This is a genomic window from Streptomyces sp. NPDC088350, from assembly GCF_044753545.1.
Lineage (GTDB): Bacteria > Actinomycetota > Actinomycetes > Streptomycetales > Streptomycetaceae > Streptomyces.
In genome coordinates this window covers 134,270-149,992 of the sequence record NZ_JBIVNL010000002.1, presented here as the reverse complement: position 1 = coordinate 149,992, position 15,723 = coordinate 134,270, and the positions used below count along the sequence as shown (strand labels likewise).

Annotated in this window: 16 protein-coding genes; 7 read left to right on the top strand and 9 right to left on the bottom strand. The window is 70.1% G+C overall.

Translation table 11 applies throughout. The features are described from left to right. Positions 1–202 precede the first annotated feature (202 nt). Positions 203–556, bottom strand: coding sequence for a hypothetical protein (locus tag ACIQBL_RS05905; RefSeq protein ID WP_401937297.1), 354 nt, complete (start codon positions 554–556; stop codon positions 203–205). A gap of 135 nt (positions 557–691) precedes the next feature. Further along, positions 692–3,034 carry an immune inhibitor A domain-containing protein gene (locus ACIQBL_RS05900; protein ID WP_401937295.1) on the bottom strand — a complete coding sequence of 781 codons (2,343 nt, stop codon included), beginning with the start codon at positions 3,032–3,034 and terminating at the stop codon, positions 692–694. Positions 3,035–3,467: 433 nt separating this feature from the next. Here ACIQBL_RS05900 and ACIQBL_RS05895 point away from each other — a divergent pair, with 433 nt between their 5' ends. After that, positions 3,468–3,788 (top strand): hypothetical protein, encoded by a 321-nt coding sequence (locus ACIQBL_RS05895; protein ID WP_401937292.1) that lies wholly within the window; start codon positions 3,468–3,470, stop codon positions 3,786–3,788. A 130-nt stretch (positions 3,789–3,918) separates the two neighbouring features. Here ACIQBL_RS05895 and ACIQBL_RS05890 read toward each other — a convergent pair whose 3' ends face one another. Both ACIQBL_RS05890 and ACIQBL_RS05885 read right to left on the bottom strand, forming a co-directional pair. Beyond that, positions 3,919–4,533: an RDD family protein gene (locus ACIQBL_RS05890; protein WP_401937291.1), complete on the bottom strand. Its 615-nt coding sequence runs from the start codon at positions 4,531–4,533 to the stop codon at positions 3,919–3,921. Positions 4,534–4,622: 89 nt separating this feature from the next. Then, positions 4,623–6,284: an RDD family protein gene (locus ACIQBL_RS05885; protein ID WP_401937289.1), complete on the bottom strand. Its 1,662-nt coding sequence runs from the start codon at positions 6,282–6,284 to the stop codon at positions 4,623–4,625. 254 nt (positions 6,285–6,538) lie between these two features. Between ACIQBL_RS05885 and ACIQBL_RS05880 the strand changes: the two genes are divergently transcribed. After that, positions 6,539–7,012, top strand: coding sequence for an SsgA family sporulation/cell division regulator (locus ACIQBL_RS05880; protein WP_401937287.1), 474 nt, complete (start codon positions 6,539–6,541; stop codon positions 7,010–7,012). Between the two features lie 68 nt (positions 7,013–7,080). Here ACIQBL_RS05880 and ACIQBL_RS05875 read toward each other — a convergent pair whose 3' ends face one another. Continuing rightward, a complete protein-coding gene (locus ACIQBL_RS05875) occupies positions 7,081–8,487 on the bottom strand; it encodes an FAD-binding oxidoreductase (RefSeq protein WP_401937286.1) in 1,407 nt (468 codons plus the stop codon). A 92-nt stretch (positions 8,488–8,579) separates the two neighbouring features. On the opposite strand from ACIQBL_RS05875, the gene ACIQBL_RS05870 reads away from it, so the two are divergent. Then, the gene (locus ACIQBL_RS05870) at positions 8,580–10,061 is read left to right on the top strand and encodes a tetratricopeptide repeat protein (RefSeq protein WP_401937284.1); all 1,482 of its coding nucleotides are present in this window, start codon (positions 8,580–8,582) and stop codon (positions 10,059–10,061) included. Between the two features lie 9 nt (positions 10,062–10,070). Here the strand turns inward: ACIQBL_RS05870 and nthA are convergent, their stop codons facing one another. The 4 genes from nthA to hppD are packed head-to-tail and all read right to left on the bottom strand — an operon-like array spanning position 10,071 to position 12,395. Further along, positions 10,071–10,652, bottom strand: a complete 582-nt coding sequence (gene nthA / locus ACIQBL_RS05865) for a nitrile hydratase subunit alpha (RefSeq protein ID WP_401937282.1) — start codon at positions 10,650–10,652, stop codon at positions 10,071–10,073. Then, positions 10,642–10,938 (bottom strand): SH3-like domain-containing protein, encoded by a 297-nt coding sequence (locus tag ACIQBL_RS05860; RefSeq protein WP_401937279.1) that lies wholly within the window; start codon positions 10,936–10,938, stop codon positions 10,642–10,644. The genes nthA and ACIQBL_RS05860 overlap by 11 nt, the downstream gene beginning before the upstream one ends. Further along, a complete protein-coding gene (locus ACIQBL_RS05855; RefSeq protein WP_401937277.1) occupies positions 10,931–11,212 on the bottom strand; it encodes a hypothetical protein in 282 nt (93 codons plus the stop codon). The genes ACIQBL_RS05860 and ACIQBL_RS05855 overlap by 8 nt, the downstream gene beginning before the upstream one ends. Positions 11,213–11,249: 37 nt before the next feature. Beyond that, positions 11,250–12,395, bottom strand: a complete 1,146-nt coding sequence (hppD, locus tag ACIQBL_RS05850; protein ID WP_401937276.1) for a 4-hydroxyphenylpyruvate dioxygenase — start codon at positions 12,393–12,395, stop codon at positions 11,250–11,252. Positions 12,396–12,519: 124 nt separating this feature from the next. On the opposite strand from hppD, the gene ACIQBL_RS05845 reads away from it, so the two are divergent. Genes ACIQBL_RS05845 through ACIQBL_RS05830 form a run of 4 tightly spaced genes read left to right on the top strand, consistent with a single transcriptional unit; the run spans position 12,520 to position 15,711 of the window. Next, positions 12,520–13,014, top strand: a complete 495-nt coding sequence (locus tag ACIQBL_RS05845) for an Lrp/AsnC family transcriptional regulator (protein ID WP_401937274.1) — start codon at positions 12,520–12,522, stop codon at positions 13,012–13,014. Positions 13,015–13,026: 12 nt separating this feature from the next. After that, entirely contained in the window at positions 13,027–13,674 is a 648-nt protein-coding gene (locus tag ACIQBL_RS05840; RefSeq protein ID WP_401937272.1) for an ABC transporter permease, read from the top strand. Further along, positions 13,667–14,911 (top strand): betaine/proline/choline family ABC transporter ATP-binding protein, encoded by a 1,245-nt coding sequence (locus ACIQBL_RS05835; protein WP_401937270.1) that lies wholly within the window; start codon positions 13,667–13,669, stop codon positions 14,909–14,911. The genes ACIQBL_RS05840 and ACIQBL_RS05835 overlap by 8 nt, the downstream gene beginning before the upstream one ends. Beyond that, entirely contained in the window at positions 14,908–15,711 is an 804-nt protein-coding gene (locus ACIQBL_RS05830) for an ABC transporter permease (RefSeq protein ID WP_401937268.1), read from the top strand. Before ACIQBL_RS05835 ends, ACIQBL_RS05830 begins: the two co-directional genes overlap by 4 nt. Positions 15,712–15,723 lie beyond the last annotated feature (12 nt).

The following is a 15,723-nucleotide window of genomic DNA, read 5'->3' as shown; positions in this document are numbered from 1 at the left end:
GGGGGTGCGTCGTCGGTTGTCTGCGGGCCAGGTGGGGGCTGGTCGCGCAGTTCCCCGCGCCCCTACGCAGGCGCCGCGGGCCTTCGCAACAGTGCCCTGAGCGTTGTCAGGGGCCTCGTGCCCCGTTAGGGGCGCGGGGCGTAACAATGTGCGGCTACCGCCGCGTGGGCGCGACCAGCCCCTACCGGGCCCGCAGACAAACTCACGCAGCCGCCGGGGGCCTCCGCATCAGCGACCGGATCGGATGCCACAGCTCCTGCGGCAGCTCCGGGCCGGGGATCACGACAGCGTTGTCAGGAGCAGGGGCCGTACGCCATATCAGGCCATCGGGATGGTGCAGGACAGCCGTGATCTCGTCCGGGGTCGGCGGCTCCGCGTTGCCGCGCAGGTAGACGGCCCGCATACCGAGGTTGCGGAGCCTGGTCAGGGCCCGGGCGCGGTTGCGGGCGTGGACGAGCACACGGACGCAGCCGTCGCCCTGGGCGGTGGGTCTTGGCAGGTTCAACGCCACCACGACGCTGCCTGTGGGCAGCTTGCAGAAACCTCCTGCGGACAATGCGGTCACACCCCCGGGCGGGTCGGTATCGAGGTCGGTGTCAATAAGGGAAGCACAGGACGCACCTAAACACGGATCGGCGGCGACCCGCCAGGGGGTCGCCGCCGATCCGTTTCTGACCTGCGGTTTTACCGACTACTTCACCGAAGGGCCGACCTGGAGCGTGACCGTCGAGCCGTCCAGCGGCTCCTTGACGATCTTGATCCGGGTGTTGGTGTCAGTGATCTTGACGCCGGCCGTCGGGTTCGACGTGTCGTAGTAGGTCGACTTCCCGTCGTCGAAGACGGGGACCCCGCGCTGCGACTTGATCCTGGTGGCGACGTCGGCCTTGTGCAGCGTGACCGAGTCCGTCGGGTACCAGCTGAACGGGGAGTCGTAGGCCTGGACGCGGTTGCGCATCAGCGTGCCGTCGGACCACTTCAGCTGCTTCGGGTGCGAGTCGATCGGCAGGATCAGACCCTCACCGGGGTGCTCGCTGGTGTTGTCGTCCGCCTGCGAGGTGTCCCACTTCCAGATCAACAGGCCGTTCTGGTAGGCGTAGTGCTCCACCCAGTCCGGACGGGTCGTCGAGAAGCCGAAGTTGTACGGGCCGACCTTCAACACCTTGTCGTACGACACGTATTGACGGTTCTCGGCGATGTAGTACTGCGCGTAGTCGTCCGTGAAGGACGAGCCGATGCGCGAGAAGCCCTTCGCCGTCCAGGCGGCGTCGGCGGACTCGGCGTTGTCGGAGAAGAGGGTGGCGCCGTCGGCGGTCACCGTGATCTCGTCGGCCGCGAAGCCCTTCTGCGCCACACCGCTGTCCGTCTGGTAACGGAAGCGGACGTCGATCTTCTGGCCCGCGTAGGCGTCCAGCGGGTACGTCAGCTTCTGGTACGCCGCCGCCGTGCCGGTGAGGGCCGGGTTGCCGCTGCCGTCACGCGGGATGGCGGAGCCGTCGGCCAGCGAGCCGTCGACCGGGGTCCAGCTCGTGCCGCCGTTCGTGGACACCTCGGTGTAGAGGTAGTCGAAGTCGGCCTCGATGTCGTAGTAGCCGTCCAGCGTGAGGGACGCGGCCGACTTCCCCGTCAAGTCCACTGTCCGGGAAAGGGTGTTGCTCAGGCTGTTGCCGCTGCCGCTCCACCACTGCGTGGCACCCTGCGCCGGGGTGACCACCTCGGTGGTGACCGCCTTCTGGGGCAACTGCACCACCAGCGCCTGCGCGTTCCTGGTGTTGTACTCCGCGACGCCCAGCGTGTGCTTCGACTTGGTGCCGGCCTTGGCCACGTCGTAGTCCAGCCAGCCCAGTTGGAGCTTGTCCCAGGCGTTCATGTCGCCGGGCAGGTCGCCGATGGCCTCCTTGCCGGTGCCGAGCCAGGAACCGGACGACATCAGCGTCCAGAAGCCGGTGGAGTTCTCGCCGCCCGCGGTGTCGTACTCGTCGGGCAGGCCGAGGTCGTGGCCGTACTCGTGGGCGTAGACGCCGAGTCCGCCGTTCTCCGGCTGGATGGTGTAGTCGCCGACCCAGATGCCGGTGTCGCCGACCTGGGTGCCGCCGAGCCTGTTGGTGTCCGGGCCTGTGGAGCCGGCGTCGGTGCCGAAGGCGTACCAGCGGTGGGCCCAGATCGCGTCCTCGCCCTGCGCGCCGCCGCCGGCGGACTCGTCCTCACCGGCGTGCACGATCTGGAAGTGGTCGATGTAGCCGTCGGGCTCGTTGAAGTTGCCGTCGCCGTCGTAGTCGTAGCGGTCCCACTGGTCGAACTGGGCCAGCTCCGTCTTGATCTCGGCGGCCGTGTCACCGGCGGCCTCGCGCTGGGCGACCCAGGCGTTGACGCCGTCCTGCACCGCGTACCAGGCACCGGTGGAGGCCTTGTTGGAGCCGTAACGGGCCTCGTTGTAGGGGACCTTGACCCAGTCGGTGACCTCGCCGTCGACCGAGTAGCGGCCCGAGGACTGCTTCTCGTAGTACTTCTTGAGCGACTCGGTGTTCTTGCCGGTGCCGAAGTACAGGTCCTGGAAGTGCGCCTGGTTGTAATCCGCCTGCCAGGCAGTGGAGTTGTCCGTCTTGCGGTCGGGCGCGACTATCTGGTTGTGCAGCGGGCCGACGGTGCCGCCGTAGCGGCTGTCGACCTTGTCGCCGAACTCGACCAGGATCGTGAAGATCTTGTCGGTCTTCTCCCGGCCCAGCTCGACGTACTTGCTCCTGCCGCCCTTGCTCTTGAGCTGGACGACCTGCGAGCCGTTGCGGTCCTTGACCGACGCCTTGCCGGATATGACCTGGTTCAGGGCCTCTTGGCGCTGCGCGTCCCGCGTCTTGCTCAGCGGGCCGTCGAGGTCGTGCTCCTTCTGTGCGACCGGCGCCGGGTCGTGCCGGTCCACACGGGCGGAGTTGGCCGCGGTACCGGCCTCCGCCACGGCGAACGTCGAGAACGTGGCGGTTGCCGCCGCGAGGGCCACGCCCACCGCGGCTGCTCTGAACGTCCAGGGTCTGCTGGTCACTTGAGGTCCTCCCCTGCGCACCCGACCGCGCGGAAGGGGGGTCCTGGAAGTCATGGAAGGTCCGCGCGCGGTGTACGCGTGATAGTCAAGTGACGTTATTTGACTAGAGGTTTACGAGAAAAGACAGATCTTGACTTGAGCAGGACAAGTGCACTATGTGAATCGGGGGTCCGCTTTACGGACACCCTCGGCCGACTCGGACCTCGCTCAACAGGCGCGTGCATCCGTCCACTTCGTGGACGGTATGACTCCGTGCGCCCCCCATGCTCCGGAGCCGTGTGTTAGGTCACGCTTACTGCGCGTTCCACTCGGGCATGCAGGCGAATAGAGTCGATTGGCGGAACGCCAGGAAGCGGCGGAAAGCCAGGCCGACATCCTTGTCGCACCCCCCTTTCACAGCTCCCCTCCACCTCCTAACGAGGACTCGATTGCCATGCCTCGTCCGACCGCCGCACAGCTCGCCTACGGTTCGTTCACCGTGATCTTCTCGACGCTCGCCATGCTGCTGCTGTCACAGACGAATTCGGGTCTGGGCATCGCGGTCATCGCATGCGCGGCACTCGCCCTCGGGCTGCTCGTCTCACTGACGGTGCCGCAGCCTAAGACCCGCGCCGCCGCGACGGCAGCGGCCCAGGCCGCCGTCCACACCGCACCACAGGCCGCTCCGCGGCTGGAGCGGGTGCCGGTACGGCGGGAGACCGTCTCCGCCGCCGCGGCGTCCGCGCAGCCGGTACGGGAGCGGAGCACTCCCTAGACCAAGCACAAGCCCGGGTTCGGGTTCGGGTTCAAGCTCAAGCTCAGCCACGCGAATCGGCGGGTCCGTTGACTACGGACCCGCCGATCGCTGTATGCGCCCCGGGTGATGCCCCCGGTCCCCGGTCACGTCAACGCGTGCTGACCACCACGGTCTTGGCCGCCTTGTCGTGCAGCCCCTGCTTGTACGGCTTGTCGAAGAAGCTCCAGCCGCCGCTGATCGCCGTCCAGATGCAGGCGCAGCAGAACGCGAACGGGATCCACAGCACCGCCGCGCGGATCAGGTTGGTCTGCACGGAGGGCGTCGAGCCGTTGTCGAGGTCGGCGACGCGCAGGCCCAGCCACTTCTTGCCCAGCGTCTGGCCCGACTTGGCGAGCATCACGGTGTCGTAGCCGATGTAGAGCACGGCCGCGGTGAGCGACTGCCCGAGCGACTTGGCGTAGGACATGTTGTCGGAGTTCACGTCGTACTCGTGCACCCCGAAGGCCCAGGTGAGCAGCCACACGACGATGCCGACGAGGATCATGTCGATGATCCGGGCGAGCGTGCGCCGGCCGCTGTCGGCGAGCGGGGGCATACCGGCGAGGGGGTCGGTGGGGTAGGAGCCGCCGCCGTAGGGCGGGGGCTCGCTGCCGTACGGCGGGTCGTACGGTGAGCCCGATCCCTGGCCAGGAGGGGGCTGCTTCCTGAACGGGTCGTCTTCCGGCGGCTGCTGGCCGGAGCCCGGAGGCGGTTCGGTGCTCATGGCCCGAGTCGACCGCGAACCCCGCGGCTCCGCATCCGGCGAGCGGCCGTCCGGGGTACGGAATCAGGTACCCCGGATGCCCTACACCCCTATCCCGCGACGAACGTATGTGCTGCCTTGTCGTGCCAGCACTGGCGCCACGGCCGGTCGAACAGGCACCAGGCGACCCCCACGACCCCGATACCGAGCAGTCCCGGAACGCAGTAGACCAGCCAGCGGCGCAGCGCCCCGCCGAAGCCGGGCGGCTCGTGGCTCTCGATGCCGCGCACCTCCAGACCGCACAGCTTCTTGCCCAGCGTGCGGCCCCACTTGGCGGTGGGCAGCACCTCGTAGAGAACGCCGAAGAGGAGGAGTACGGCGAGGACGATGCCCAGATAGGCGGCCGTGGTGCCGTCCAGCAGCCACACCGTCTCGGTACGGCCGGAGAGCTTGGCCGCGTCGATCTTCTCGTTGATGTGGTCGGCCGCCCTGGTGCCGAGCGGTACGGCCACCGCGCCGGTGACCGCGCCGAGCACGGCGGTGTCGACGAGCCGCGCGACCAGCCGCTTGCCGAGACCCGCGGGCCGCGCCGCCGACTGCCGCCGGGCCGCCGCCTGGAACACGTCCTCCACGGGCGGCTTCCAGGGCGCTACGGGCCCGTCCTCGTCCCCCGCCAGCCGATGCACCTGCTGCGCCCACGAGGGCTGTCCGCCGCCGGTTCCGGTGGCCATGGGCAGGGGCGCGGGCGTGGCCACGGACGCCTGCGGCGGGCCCGGCTGCGAGGGCACGCCGGGGGCGGACTGCTGAACACCGGAGAGGGCGGAGGCGGGTGCTCCGGTGCCGGTGCCCGCCTGGGCCTGTACGGCGGCACGGGCGGCTGCCGCCTTGCCGGCACCGAAGCCGGGGCCGGGGGGGTCGCTCAAGGGGGCGTTCCCGACGGGCGTTTGGCCTCCGGCACGGGAGGACTGGTCACCGGCGGAGGGCGAGGCACCGAAGCCGCCTGCGGCGGAGCCGGTTCCTACGGGGCCCTGCGCGCCGAAGCGACCGGCACCCGATCCCGATCCCGCCGATCCCGCCGAACCCTGCGAGCCGAAGCGGCCGGCAGCCGAGTCGGCTCCCCCCTGAACCTGGGAGCCGAAGCCGCCGGCGCCCGTGCCCGAACCCGCCCCGCCCTGCGCACCGAAACCCCCGGCACCTGAGCCCGAACCCGTCGAGCCCTGTGCGTCGAAGGCGCCCGCGGGCCCCGCGCCCCCGCCCTGCGCCCCCGGCGCCCCGCCCTGTTGCGGTGTGCGCGGGGGCGGGCGGCGGAAAGTCGTCGTGCCCTCGTCCGGGGTGTCCGTACCCGGGGGCGTCGGGCGGCGGAAGACGAAGGTGCCGGGGGTGGAGGGTTCGTCGGGGGAGGCGGGGGTGTCGGTGGGCACTCTCGGGTCCGGGGCGCCCCAGGAGACGCGGCGGTCCTGGTCGCCGCCGAAGCCGCTCTGGTGGGCGCGGTCCGCGCCCCAGGCCGTCGCCGGTTCGGGGCGGCTGCCGTGCTGGGCGCGCGCCGGATCCGCCCGGTTCTCCGGGGCGGGGTCCTCGTCGAAGAAGTGCGGCCCGGTCTCCTCGACGGACGGTCCCGCGCCGGGCGGCAGCCCGTCCGACGGCGCCGGGCGGCTGGTGCCCGGCACCCAGGACGCGCCGTTCCAGTACCGGACATAGCCAGGAATGGACGGGTCCGGGTAGTACCCCTCGCGGGGTCTGTCGTCACCGGGTGCCGGGGTTGGGGCGCTCATGTCCGTCGTCCCGTATCTGCTCGGAGGTCGAATGAGGGTGTCCACATCTACCAGACCCGTGCGACCACCACTGCCCGTCCCGCCGTACCCACCCCATTCCGGGCAACCTCATGCACGGATTTCACACCGTCCGAAGCCCCGCGAAGCCTCGCGGAAAAAAAGATTCCCGAACTCGCGTAATGCTTGGCGCCGCACGCCCTCTCCACTCGTACGGGCTCACCACAGGGTCCGTCGCACGAGAGGAGACACACGTCATGCACACAGTGGTAGAGCGGGAGTTGGAGCTGAAGCTCATCCTGTCGCCGGAGCGGAGCATTCCGGTGCCGGCCCGGCTCAGCTACCGCACCGACGACCCGTACGCCGTCCACATCTCCTTCCACATCAACTCCGAGCACCCCGTGCACTGGACGTTCGCCCGCGAACTGCTCGTCGAGGGCGTGTTCCGGCCGTGCGGGCACGGGGACGTGCGGGTGTGGCCGACGAAGGTGGAGGGGCGCGGTGTCATCCTGATGGCGCTGAGTTCACCCGACGGGGACGCCCTGCTCCAGGCCCCGGCGGCCCAGGTGTCGGCGTGGCTGGAACGCACCCTCCGGGTGGTCCCCCCGGGCTCTGAGGCGGAGCAGCTCGGCATCGACGACGGCCTGGCCGAGCTGCTCGCACCGACCGCGGCCGACGACCTGTGGCTGCGCGACCCGTGGCCGTCGGACGAGTCGAGGGACAGGGAGTGAGTTCCAGAAATGTGACACCGACCCCCTCAAGTGTCACATTTCTACGGGAAGGGTCTCCCGCGCCCGCGTCAGAACAGCTTGCCCGGGTTGAGGATCCCCAGCGGGTCGAAGCTCGCCTTCACCGCCCGCTGCATCTCCACGCCCACCGGGCCGATCTCGCGGGCCAGCCACTCCTTCTTCAGGACGCCGACGCCGTGTTCGCCGGTGATGGTGCCGCCGAGTTCGAGGCCGAGGGCCATGATCTCGTCGAAGGACTCGCGGGCGCGCCGGGACTCGTCGGGGTCCTGCGCGTCGAAGCAGACGGTAGGGTGCGTGTTGCCGTCGCCGGCGTGCGCGCAGACGCCGATCGTCAACCGGTACTTCTCCGCGATCCGTTCCACCCCTTCGAGCATCTCGCCGAGCCGCGACCGGGGCACGCACACGTCGTCGATCATCGTCGTGCCCTTGACCGCCTCCAGCGCCGTGAGCGACAACCGCCGCGCCTGGAGCAGCAGTTCGGACTCGGCCGCGTCCTCGGCGGGCACCACCTGCGTGGCCCCCGCGGCCTCACAGAGGGCTCCTACGGCGGCCAGGTCGGCGGCGGGGTCCAAGGTGTCGAAGGCCGCCAGCAGCAGCGCCTCCGTGCTCTCCGGCAGTCCCATGTGCGCCAGGTCGTTGACGGCCTTGACGGTCGTACGGTCCATCAGTTCGAGGAGGGACGGGACGTGCCCCTCCGCCATGATCCGGCACACGGCGTCGCAGGCCGCCGCCGCGGACCCGAACTCGGCGGCCAGGACGAGCTGTTGGGGCGGCTTCGGCTTCAGCGCCAGGATCGCCTTCACGACGATCCCGAGCGAGCCCTCGGAGCCGACGAACAGCCGGGTCAGGTCGTACCCGGCGACTCCCTTGGCCGTACGCCGGCCGGTGCTCATCAGCCGGCCGTCGGCGAGGACGACGTCCAGGCCGAGGACGTACTCGGCCGTCACCCCGTACTTCACACAGCACAGCCCGCCGGACGCCGTGCCGATGTTGCCGCCGATCGTGCACATCTCCCAGCTGGAGGGGTCGGGCGGGTAGTACAGGCCGTGTTCGTCGACCGCTCGGGAGAGGGCCGCGTTGACGACGCCCGGCTCGACGACGGCGATGCGGTCGACCGGGCTGATCTCCAGGATGCGGTCCATCTTGGTGAGGGACAGGACGATGCAGCCCTCAGAAGCGTTCGCCGCGCCCGACAGGCCGGTGCGGGCGCCCTGCGGGACGACCGGGACGCGCAGTGCGGTGGCGACGCGCATGACGTGCTGGACCTGTTCGACCGTGCGCGGCAGCACGACGACGGCGGGGGTGCCGGACGGGCAGAAGCTCGCCATGTCGTTGGCGTACGAGACGGTGACGTCCGGGTCGGTGAGGACGGCCTCGGCGGGCAGACCGGTCAGCAGCCGGTCGACGAGGGTTCCGGTGTCGTGGTCGCGAGGCGCTTCGATACGGCTCATGATCACAGCGTCGCACCCACGGCCATCGGTGTGAACCCCGTCCGCACGCGGCTTTCGGTGCCGGGATGTGGTCGTCGTACTGACGCACAGTGAGCGCCATGGAGAACGAACAGCGGAGCCCGGGCACCTCCCTGGTGGCGGAGCCGCGCAGGCGCCGCTCCCCCGTTCTGCGGCGGGTACTGATCGCCGCGGTCGCCGCGGGTGCCGTGGTCGGCGGGCTGCTGTGGCTGCTGCCCGAGGAGCCGCGCCCCGCGCCGCCGCCCGCGCCGGGACCCAAGACGCAGGCGCTGACCGCGGTGACCGCCGGGGTGCCGGCCGCGCTGCCCGACCTGGCCGCGCTGATCGGCGACCGCGAGGCCCGGGTGCGGGCCCGTCCGACGGACGCGCGGTCGTGGGCGGTGCTCGGCGTGGCCTATGTGGAGCAGGGGCGGCGGACCGGTGACGCCCTGTACTACCCGAAGGCCGACCAGGCCCTCCACACCTCGCTGAAGGTCCGCGCGAAGGGCAACGACGCGAGCGCCGTGGCGATGGACGGTCTTACGGCCCTCGCGAACGAGCGGCGGGACTTCCGGGCGGCGCGCGGCTGGGGCGAGGCCGCGGTGAAGCTGGCGCCGAAGCGGTGGACGACGTATCCGCTGCTGATCGACGCGTACACCGGACTCGGCGACTACAAGGCGACCAAGCGGACCCTGGACAAGCTGCTGGAGCTGCACTCCGGGCCCGCCGTGATGGCACGCGCCGCCGCCGTCTACCGCGACCGGGGCTGGCGCGAGGACGCCGCCGCCCAGCTCGCCGACGCGGCGGCGAAGGCCACCGCGCCCGCCGAACAGGCGGCCTGGTGGCAGCGGGCCGGTGAGCTGGCCTGGGAACGCGGGGACCGTGAGGTCGCGCTACGGCACTTCGAGGCGGCCGTACGGATCGACCCCGACCAGCGGGAGGCACTCGCCGGTGAGGGACGGGTACTGGCCGCGCTGGGCCGGACCTCCGAGGCGCTGAACGCCTACCAGGTCGCCCTCGCCAAGCAGCCGACCCCTCAATACGCCCTGGAACTCGGCGAGTTGTACGAGTCGCTGGGGCTCGGGCAGGCGGCCCGGGTGCAGTACGACACGCTGCGCGCCCTGGTGGCCAAGGACGCGGCGGGCGGGGTCGACGACGAGTTGGTGCTCGGCGCGTTCGAGGCGGACCACGGGGACGCTCGGGACGCCGTACGGCGGCTGCGGGGCGAGTGGACGCGGCAGCCGGGGATCGCGGTGGCCGACGCGCTGGGGTGGGCGCTGCACCGGGCCGGGCAGGACGAGGAGGCGCTGAAGTTCGCGTCGGTGGCGACGGACAGGGTGCACGGGGGCGGGGTGCGGGACGCGCGGTACGCGTACCACCGGGGCATGATCGAGCGGGAGTTGGAGAAGTTCGCGTCCGCGCGCCGGCATCTCCAGGAGGCGCTGCAGATCAACCCGTACTTCTCGCCACTCCAAGTGCCGCTGGCCCAGGCCGCGTTGGGGGCGCTGGGCGAGCCGCCGGACGAGCCCCTGCCCACGGACAAGGAACCTCAGGACAAGGAGCCGCAGGAGAAGGCGGGTTGAGCCTCCGTGTCACACGGCCGCCGTGCCGATCAGCGCGTTGCGGGTGACCAGTGCGGCGAGTTCGTCCTCCGTGAGTGACTCCGTGCCCTCGGGCCTGCGCGGCAGGACCATGTAGCGGGTCTCCGCGCTGGAGTCCCACACGGTGATGTCCGTGGCCGTGGGCAGTTGGAGCCCGAACTCGGCCAGCACGGACCGGGGTTCGCGCACCACGCGGGAGCGGTAGGCCTCCGACTTGTACCAGCCAGGGGACGGGCCGAGGAGCGCGAGGGGGTAGCAGGAGCAGAGGGTGCAGACGATGACGTTGTGCGTCGCGCCGGTGTTCTCGACGACCCGCAGCCGCTGGAACGAGCCGTCCATGAAGCCGAGTTCCTGAACGGCCGCCGTGCCGTCCGTCAACAGCCGCTCCCGGTAGGCCCGGTCGGTCCAGGCGCGGGCCACGACCCGTGCCCCGTTCGCCGGTGACGCGCCCGCGAGGAACGCGTCGAGCACCTCGTCGACCGCCCCGCCCGCGACGACCCCCTTCTCCTCCAGCAGGGTCTCCAGGCGCCGCACCCGCCGGGAGATCGAGGCGTCCTCGTGGTCACCGCTCATCGTCACGATCCTCTTCGCACGCTTCCAAGTAGCTTTCCCACAGGTCCAGTACGACCTGGTGGTCGCCCTCGCCCCACAGGTCCCGGGCCGCGAACCGCACCGCGTACACCTGCTCCACCGGCGCGTCCCCGCTCCCCCGCGCACTGACGTCGGCCAATTCCGCCCGCCCCTCCGGCTCGACGACGACACCGGACTTGCCGCGTGCGTAACGGGGCAGGCGGGTGTGGTGCGGCGGGTCGTGCCGGAAGGTCCGGACGCGGGTGCCGGGCGGGAAGCGGTCAGTCATCCAACTCACCCGGTGCGAGCACGCCCTTGCGTTCCAGCAGCGTGGTGAGCGCGGTGAACCAGCGTTCGTAGTACGACATCGACAGGTACGCGGCGGGCGGGATCGCCTCGATCGCGTCCCGGAACTCGTTGGTGTTGAAGATCCCCTGCCCGCGCAGGGCGTTGAACAGCCCGACGACCCGCGCCTCCCAGTCGGCGTGGAAGGGCTCCGGGTCGTCGGTGGTGTCGATGGCACCGAAGCCCTGGGTGCCGCCCACGTCGTTGATCCTGGCCATGGACGCAGCCTACGGCCGTATCCGCGGCTACGGCTTGTTACAGGTTGCCCCGCTTCTCCTGCTCCCGCTCGATCGCCTCGAACAGGGCCTTGAAGTTGCCCTTGCCGAAGCCCATGGAGCCGTGCCGCTCGATGAGTTCGAAGAACACCGTGGGACGGTCCTGGACCGGCTTGGTGAAGATCTGGAGCAGGTAGCCGTCCTCGTCGCGGTCGGCGAGGATCTTCATTTCGCGCAGGGTCTCGACGGGGACGCGGGTGTCGCCGACCCACTCGCCGAGGGTGTCGTAGTACGAGTCGGGGGTGTCGAGGAAGCGGACACCGGCCGCGCGCATGGTCCGTACCGTCCGCACGATGTCGTTGGTGTTGAGCGCGATGTGCTGGACGCCGGCGCCGCCGTAGAACTCCAGGTACTCGTCGATCTGGGACTTCTTCTTGGCGACGGCCGGCTCGTTGATCGGGAACTTGACCTTCAGGGTGCCGTCGGCGACGACCTTCGACATCAGGGCGCTGTACTCGGTCGCGATGTCGTCGCCCACGAACTCCTTCATGTTCGTGAAGCCCATGACCTTGTTGTAGAAGCCGACCCACTCGTTCATGTGGCCGAGTTCGACGTTGCCGACGCAGTGGTCGATGGCCTGGAAGGTGCGGTGGGCGGGCGCCTCGACGAGCGGGTCGGCCGGGTCGAAGCCGGGGAGGTAGGGGCCGTCGTAGTCCACGCGCTCGACGAGCGTGTGGCGGGTCTCGCCGTAGGTGGCGATCGCGGCGAGGACGACCGTGCCGTGCTCGTCCTTCAGCTCGTACGGCTCGGCGAGCGAGCGGGCGCCGTGCGCGACGGCGTAGGCGTGCGCGGCGCGCGCGTCCGGCACCTCGATGGCGAGGTCGACGACACCGTCGCCGTGCTCGGCCACATGGCGGGTGAGGAACTCGCCCCAGGGGGTGCCGGCCCTGATGACGGAGGTGAACACGAAGCGGGCGGAGCCGTTGGTGAGGACGTACGAGGCGGTCTCGCGGCTGCCGTTCTCCGGTCCGGAGTAGGCGGCCAGCGTCATGCCGAAGGCCGTGGAGTAGTAGTGCGCCGCCTGCTTGGCGTTGCCCACGGCGAAGACGACCGCGTCCATTCCCTTGACCGGGAAGGGGTCGGCCTGCCGGGCGGTGTCGGGAGTGTGGTGAGTGGTCTGCGTCATGGCCGAAGGCTCTCCCCCGCTGGCAAGGTGCGCAATAGTTCGCGTATTCGCTGGGCATTGTGTTCAGTGGTACGACCGTTTCGGCGGGCTTTCTGTACAGGATGACCACCCTCGGAGGCGGACCATGGGGATCGATCGACTCGACGGCCGGATCATCGTGCTGTTGGCCGAGGAGCCGCGGATCGGGGTGCTGGAGATGTCCCGGCGGCTCGGGGTGGCCCGGGGGACGGTGCAGGCGCGGCTGGACCGGCTTCAGTCGAATGGAGTCATCCGGGGATTCGGGCCGCAGGTCGATCCGGCGGCGCTCGGCTACCCGGTCACGGCGTTCGCGACGCTGGAGATCCGGCAGGGGCAAGGCACGGACGTACGGGCGCACTTGGCGACAGTCCCCGAGGTCCTGGAACTGCACACCACCACCGGCAGCGGGGACATGCTGTGCCGGCTGGTGGCCCGGTCGAACGCCGATCTCCAGCGGGTCATCGACCGGGTTGTCGGTTTTGATGGCATTGTCCGGGCCGCCACCGCGATCGTGATGGAGAACCCCGTTCCACTGCGGGTCATCCCGTTGGTGAAGCAGGCGGCGGAGGACCCGGAAGGGACGACGACCTGGCCGACGTAGGGGTGTGGGCATGTGAGCTTCTGGGAGTACGTGGGCAACCGGCACCAGCAGCTGCTCACCGACGCCTATCAGCACGCCAGCGCGGTCTTCCAGTGCATGGTCGTGGCCACGCTGATCGGGGTGCTGATCGGCGTCGTGACCTATCGGAGCGAGTGGGCGGGCAGCCTGGCCACCACGGCCACTTCGACCGTTCTGACCATTCCGTCGCTCGCCATGATCGGTCTGCTCATTCCGATCGTCGGTCTCGGCGTTCCGCCCACGGTGATCGCTCTGACCCTGTACGGCCTGCTGCCGATCGTCCGTAACGCGATCGTGGGCCTGCGCGGGGTCGACCCGTCCCTGGTGGACGCGGCGAAGGGCATCGGGATGTCCCGGCTGATGCGGCTGGCGCGGGTCGAACTGCCGCTGGCCTGGCCGCCGATCCTGACCGGGATCCGGGTCTCCACGCAGATGCTGATGGGCATCGCGGCCATCGCGGCGTACGCGTCCGGGCCCGGTCTCGGCAACGAGATCTTCCGCGGTATCGGCTCGCTGGGCAGCAGGAACGCCCTCAACCAGGTGCTCGCGGGCACGCTCGGGATCATCGTCCTGGCGCTGCTGTTCGACGCCGCGTACGTCCTTCTGGGACGGCTGACCATTCCCAGGGGGATCCGTGTCTGAGCCGGCCACGACGACCTCCGGTGCCTCCATCGAGCTGGAGAACCTGACCAAGAGGTATCCCGGCAGCCCGCAGCCGGCCGTCGACAGCGTCAACATGGAGATCAAGGCGGGCGAGTTGGTCGTCTTCGTCGGGCCCTCCGGCTGCGGCAAGTCCACCACGCTCAAGATGATCAACCGGCTGATCGAACCGACCGGCGGCCGGATCCGCATCGGCGGCGAGGACGTCACCGACATCGACCCGGTGAAGCTGCGCCGCAAGGTCGGCTACGCGATCCAGTCGAGCGGTCTCTTCCCGCACATGACCGTCGCCCAGAACATCGCGCTGGTGCCGAGGATGATCGGCTGGCCGAAGTCCCGGATCAGGGACCGGGTGGAGGAGATGCTCGACCTGGTCGGGCTCGACGCCGGCGAGTTCCAGGGCCGCTATCCGCGCCAGCTCTCCGGCGGGCAACAGCAACGCGTGGGCGTGGCACGGGCGTTGGCGGCGGATCCGCCGGTGCTGCTGATGGACGAGCCGTTCGGCGCGGTCGACCCGATCACCCGCGACCATCTCCAGGACGAGTTGATCAGGCTCCAGCACGAACTGCACAAGACGATCGTGTTCGTCACCCACGACTTCGACGAGGCGATCAAACTGGGCGACCGGATCGCCGTGCTGCGCGAACGCTCGCACATCGCGCAGTTCGACACCCCGGAGGCGATCCTCACCAACCCGGCGGACGACTTCGTGTCCGGGTTCGTGGGCGCCGGGGCCGCCCTCAAGCGGCTGAACCTCACCCGCGTACGGGACGTGGAGATCACCGACTATCCGACGGTGACCGTGGACGACCCGCTCCAGAACATCTTCGACAGGCTCCGGGACAGCGGCACCAACGAGATCCTGCTCCTCGACAAGCGCGGCCGGCCGTACAAGTGGCTGCGGCGCGGCGACATGATGCGCGCCAAGGGCTCGCTGGCCCGCGCGGGCACCCTGGTCAGCGACACCGTGACCCGGGACGCGACACTCCGGGACGCGTTGGAGGCCGTGCTGACGGACAACGCGGGGCGGGTCGCGGTCACCGGGCGGCGCGGCGAGTACATCGGGGTCGTCGACATGGAGACGCTGATGAACTCCGTGCACGAACTGCTGGAGGCCGACCGGCTGGAGGCGATGGAGGCACAGCACGAGCTGGTGGAGGCGCGGGCCCTCCAGACGCACGCCGAGCAGGAAGGCGCCGGAGGGGAGAAAAAGGCGTGACCACTCCCGAGCTGGACGAAGAGACGGAAGTCGAGGCACCGCCGCCCGCGACTCCCCCGAAGCGCCGGATCACCTGGCAGAAGCTGACCTTCCTGCCCGCCGCGCTGGTGGCGATCCTGCTCGCGACCTGGCTGTGGTTCGAACAGGCGCACCTGGACGCCATCTCGGAGAACGCCCTGTCCAACGGGCAGGTCTCCAAGGCCCTTTGGCAGCACGTCCAACTGACCGTGATCTCCACGTTCTTCGTGCTGGTCATCGCGATCCCGCTGGGCATCCTCCTGACCCGGGGCGCGTTCCGGAAGGCCGCCCCGGTGGCGATGACCTTCGCCAACATGGGCCAGGCGACCCCGGCGATCGGCCTGCTGGCCCTCCTGGTGATCTGGCTCGGCACCGGCGAGAGGGCGGCCCTGATCGGCATCATCATCTACGCCGTCCTGCCTGTCCTCTCCAACACCATCGCGGGCCTGGAGGCCAACGACCCCACGCTCCTCGAAGCGGCCCGAGGCATCGGCATGTCCCCACTGGGCGTCCTGGCAAGGGTGGAGCTGCCCCTCGCGGTCCCGTTGATCCTGGCCGGCGTCCGCACGGCCCTCGTCCTCAACGTCGGTACGGCGACCCTGGCGACCTTCGGCGGGGGCGGCGGCCTGGGCGTCCTGATCACCACCGGCATCACCACCCAGCGGATGCCCGTCCTGGTCCTCGGCTCGATCCTCACGGTCAGCCTCGCCCTGCTCGTGGACTGGCTGGCCTCGCTGGCCGAACTGCTGCTGCGGCCAAGGGGATTGGAGGCGGGCGCATGAGACACATCCGTC